This is a genomic window from Variovorax glucosi, from assembly GCF_051216695.1.
Lineage (GTDB): Bacteria > Pseudomonadota > Gammaproteobacteria > Burkholderiales > Burkholderiaceae_C > Variovorax.
In genome coordinates this window covers 1-1,397 of the sequence record NZ_JBPJZE010000113.1, presented here as the reverse complement: position 1 = coordinate 1,397, position 1,397 = coordinate 1, and the positions used below count along the sequence as shown (strand labels likewise).

Genomic DNA, 1,397 nt, shown 5'->3' with positions numbered 1-1,397 from the left:
ACAGCCTCGCGCGTGCGGTCGCGCCGGCGCACGAAGTCGTGCACGCTGCGAATGACCTGGCCCGCGCGGTCGGCCTGCTCGGCGATGCGCCTCACCGCCATCGCCACCTCACCCTGGTCGCCCTTGGCGTGCGGCCCGAGCAGGTTGAGCGAACCGCTCGCGTAGCTGGCAATGGCGGCCAGCGGCTGCGTGAGCTCGTGGCTCAGCAGCGAGGCCATCTCGCCCACCGTTGCAAGCCGCGCACTGGCCTGCAGGCGCTCCTGGCTGGCACGCGAAAGCTCCTCGATGCGGCGCTGCTCGCTCACGTCGATGAACGCGCTCATCCAGCCGGTCTGCACCTTGTGTGCGTTGATCAGCGGCGCCTCGAAGATCAGCACCGGAAAGCGCGTGCCGTCCTTGCGCATGAAGACCGACTCGAAACCTTCGCGCGGCGGCATGCCGCCCGCAAGGCGCCGCGCCTGCCGCTGCTGGTATTCGTGCGCCAGCTCGGTCGGCCAGTAAGGAGCTTCGGCGTTGTCCGCCATGAGCTCTTCGGGGCTGAAGCCGACCATCTCGCAGAAGGCGGGGTTCACGTAGGTGATGCGGCCCTGCAGGTCGCGCGCGCGCAGGCCGGTGATGACCGAGTCTTCCATCGCCTTGCGGAAGGCGAGCGCGTCGGCCAGGTCGCGCTCGGCGCGCAACCGCCGGCGCGTATCGCGCGCGAGCAGCACCAGCACCGACACCAGCGCGATGGAGATCGCCGTGACCAGCGCGGTGAGCATGTTCGGGAACAGGTCGGGCGCGGCGCGCCAGCCGTCGACGCGCAGCATCAGCGCAGTGCCCGGCAGGTCAATGAGCTGCTGCGATGTGAACACGCGCGTGCCGGTGCGCCGCGAGGTGCCGAGCGCCACCAGCCGCGTGCCGTCGGCCTCGGTGAAGGCCACTTCCTGCCCGCGCGTGAGCGTGGGGCCGACCAGTTCGATCAGCGCGTCGCGCAGCGAGTAGCTGGCCACGAGATAGCCCCCGGCATCGATGGGCACGCACAACTCCATCACCTCGATGCCGCCGCCACCGGCAATCGGCACATAGTGGCTTGGCGAGTACGCCGGCGCGCCGAGCTTGCGCGCGGCGGCGCAGGCCAGCGTCACATCGGACTGCTCGACCCCGCGGCTTTCCTCGTCGAGGATGCGCATGCGGTAGGGCGTGTTGACAGCCTGCTGTGGCCGCAGCGCGGCGTCGCGCCATTCGAGCCGCAGCCATTCGCGGTGCTCGCGCAGCAGCGCGGCCGCCACCTCGGACCACTGCGCGCGGTCGACGCCCGGGGCCTGCGTGGCGCGCAGGCTCTGCGCATTGCGCTGGAAGCCGCTGCGCAGGTCGGAGACCGCATCGGCGGTGTCGCGGTCGAGCGCCGCCTGCAC

General features: G+C 71.2%; 1 protein-coding gene. It reads right to left on the bottom strand.

The window, feature by feature from the left end; translation table 11 throughout:
* On the bottom strand, window positions 1-1,397 hold a 1,397-nt coding region (locus ACSFA3_RS23355), incomplete at both ends, for a PAS domain S-box protein (RefSeq protein WP_435507815.1).